Source organism: Plebeiibacterium marinum, from assembly GCF_026013615.1.
GTDB lineage: Bacteria > Bacteroidota > Bacteroidia > Bacteroidales > Marinilabiliaceae > Saccharicrinis > Saccharicrinis marinus_A.
The window spans coordinates 1-2718 of sequence record NZ_JAPDPI010000100.1; the positions used below are offsets into that span (position 1 = coordinate 1).

General features: G+C 36.4%; 2 protein-coding genes and 1 tRNA gene. 2 read left to right on the top strand and 1 reads right to left on the bottom strand.

Annotation, left to right across the window (positions count from 1 at the left end; translation table 11 throughout):
• Nucleotides 1–7: 7 nt before the first annotated feature.
• Nucleotides 8–91 (top strand) — tRNA-Leu (locus OM074_RS20960).
• A gap of 52 nt (nt 92–143) precedes the next feature.
• Here the strand turns inward: OM074_RS20960 and OM074_RS20965 are convergent.
• Nucleotides 144–455 carry a hypothetical protein gene (locus OM074_RS20965; protein WP_301202664.1) on the bottom strand — a complete coding sequence of 104 codons (312 nt, stop codon included), beginning with the start codon at nt 453–455 and terminating at the stop codon, nt 144–146.
• Nucleotides 456–760: 305 nt separating this feature from the next.
• Here OM074_RS20965 and OM074_RS20970 point away from each other — a divergent pair, with 305 nt between their 5' ends.
• On the top strand, nt 761–2320 hold the full coding sequence (locus OM074_RS20970; protein WP_301202665.1) for a sigma-54 interaction domain-containing protein: 1560 nt from the start codon (nt 761–763) through the stop codon (nt 2318–2320).
• Nucleotides 2321–2718: the final 398 nt, after the last annotated feature.

Sequence of the window (2718 nt, forward strand, 5' to 3'; positions counted from 1 at the left end):
CAAGGATGCTCGAGTGGTGGAATTGGTAGACACGCAAGACTTAAAATCTTGTGTCCATTAGGACGTGCGGGTTCAAGTCCCGCCTCGAGTACTTAAAAAAGGTTTCTTCATGTTTGAGGAAACCTTTTTTTGTTAGTTTACCTTTAGGGTTGGGATAAGTGAATTGCCATTGTGTTTTTAAACTGAACCGCTTTTCTAAAAAATGACTCGTTTTCGCCAAATTCCATTACCTGTGAAACTTCTTGACCACAAAATGTACATTCTCCAACTACCTTTAAGTCATTATATCTATCTAAATATATTTTGTAATTAGAAATGCCGTATTTGCAATAATCATTACAAGTGGTGCAGAAAATGCCATTTTCTAACAGGTATTTGAACGCATTTTTTTCATGCTGGGATAGTAAATGATTTAATTGTGAGAAGTTGATCTGAATGTCGTTGAAGCTCATCATTGGAAAAACTGATTTTTAAGTGGTTTTTTAATAGTAGATTTTATACCTTTCAAGTTAGCTAATAATCAAGTTAGTTCAAAATTCTTATGTTCTGTAGTTGGAAAATTATTTAGACTATAAGCTCGAGTTTGGTAGGGGTAGTGTTTAAAAATGCTACTAAAAATTAAAAATGCTTTATAAAATAGGGGTGTAACTTATATTAAGTATAAATAGAGCGGGAGGTGTAGTGTTAAAATAGGGGGTGATGTGATAAATAACTATATTTGACATGATTTTACTTACAAATTTATACTGCTTTGTGAATTATGGCTGAAAAATGTATCAAAGGAAGAGATGAGTGCTACGGATTAAAAGAAATGACTGTTCTTTTTGAAATCAGTCAGCGGTTGATTGCGTCGACCGAGTTGAAAAACGATTTGTCTCCTATTCTGAACATGTTGGTTGAGCATTTAAATGCAGAAAGGAGTTTTCTGACAATTTATAACAGGAATAACTCGAAAATTTATATTGAAGCAGCCTGTGGGATGAGTCCGCAACAGCAATCGCTGGGAAAATACAAATTGGGAGAAGGGGTGATAGGGAAGGTGATCGAATTGGGGCAGCCAATCGTAATACAGGAAATATCTAAATCTAATTTGTTTTTAAATAAAACCAGGTCTAAATTACAGAAGGAAGGGCGTGAGCTTACTTTTATTTGCGTACCTATAGTGGTTGAGAATAAAATGACAGGGGCGCTAAGTGTGGTTCGGGAGTTTAATCCTTATATTACTTATGAAGAGGATATACACCTTTTGTCAGTAGTGGGTTCATTAATTGCCAAAACAGTACAGGTTCGTCAAAAGAAAGCGGAAGAACTGGAGGAGCTTAAGAAAAAGAACTTGCAGCTTCAAAACGAAGTTGATGGCAATAATTTTGCAAAGAATATCATTGGGAATAGTAGTAAAATGCGGGATGTTTTTTCTCTTGTTGAAATGGTTGCAAAAACAAATAGCACAGTTTTGATTAGAGGTGAATCTGGTATTGGAAAGGAGTTGGTTGCAGATGCTATTCATTCAGAGAGTTCGCGAAAAAGTAAAAATTTAATTAAGGTTAATTGTTCTGCTTTGCCTGATTCGTTAATCGAGAGTGAGTTATTTGGTCATGAAAAAGGTGCGTTTACCGGGGCTGACCAAATGCGAAAAGGTAGATTCGAGATGGCCAATGGTGGGACTATCTTTCTCGATGAAATAGGTGACCTGCCACTGTCTACCCAGGTTAAATTATTAAGGGTGTTGCAGGAAAGGCAATTCGAGCGATTGGGTGGGTCTGAAACCATCTCGGTTGATGTACGCATTGTTTGTGCCACGAATTGTAACCTGGAGGAATTGATAGAAGAGGGTAAGTTTCGTGAAGATTTATTTTACAGGATAAATGTTTTTCCAATTTTTATTCCTGCGTTAAGGGAGCGTCGTAACGATATACCTCTTTTGGTAGATCATTTTATACAAAAGATCAATAAAAAAAACAGGACTAATGTTCGCCGAATCACTACGGCTGCCATTGATATGTTAATGGTGTACCGATGGCCAGGTAATGTGCGGGAGCTCGAAAATGTTATAGAAAGGGCATGTATCCTGTCGAGGGATAATGTATTGCACAGCTATCATCTCCCTCCAACACTTCAAACGGCAGACTCAACTGCAACGGGTTCCCATGAGGGTATGACGGGTGTTTTGGAGCGTTTGGAAAAACAACTGATTATAGATGGAATGACAACGACTAAAGGAAATATAACTAAAGCCGCTGAACTGTTAAAAATTACAGAGCGGATGTTAGGGACGCGTATCAAAAAATATAAAATTGATGCGTGGCGTTATAAAGTTTAACGTGATTATATTGAGAACAATTATCAATTATCAATGACCAATCGCCAATGATCAATAACCAATAACCAATGTCCATTGACCAATGACTATTGCCCATCAAAAAAAATCCCTTCCCAACCCCTTGACAAGATGTCAGTTATCTTATATCTTTGTGTTTCATGTGAAAAAACTTTGCAAAAAAGTTTGGCGGGTAAAAATAAAACCTCTTTCTTTGCAGCCGCTTTAGAGGAAAACGGTTCTTTAAAAGATAGCAAAACTGACATAATGAGGGCTTGATTAAAGGGTAATAGATTGGGTTTCAGGAGTGGTTAAACAGACTAAAAAATAAATAAAATTATTTTCAATATTTATTTGGAGTTTAAAAAATAAATCACTTATCTTTGCAGCCGCTAAAACGG

Coding starts and splice junctions, on each gene's coding strand:
- OM074_RS20965 (WP_301202664.1), bottom strand. CDS start 455: ATGATGAGCTTCAACGACATTCAGATCAACTTCTCACAATTAAATCAT.
- OM074_RS20970 (WP_301202665.1), top strand. CDS start 761: ATGGCTGAAAAATGTATCAAAGGAAGAGATGAGTGCTACGGATTAAAA.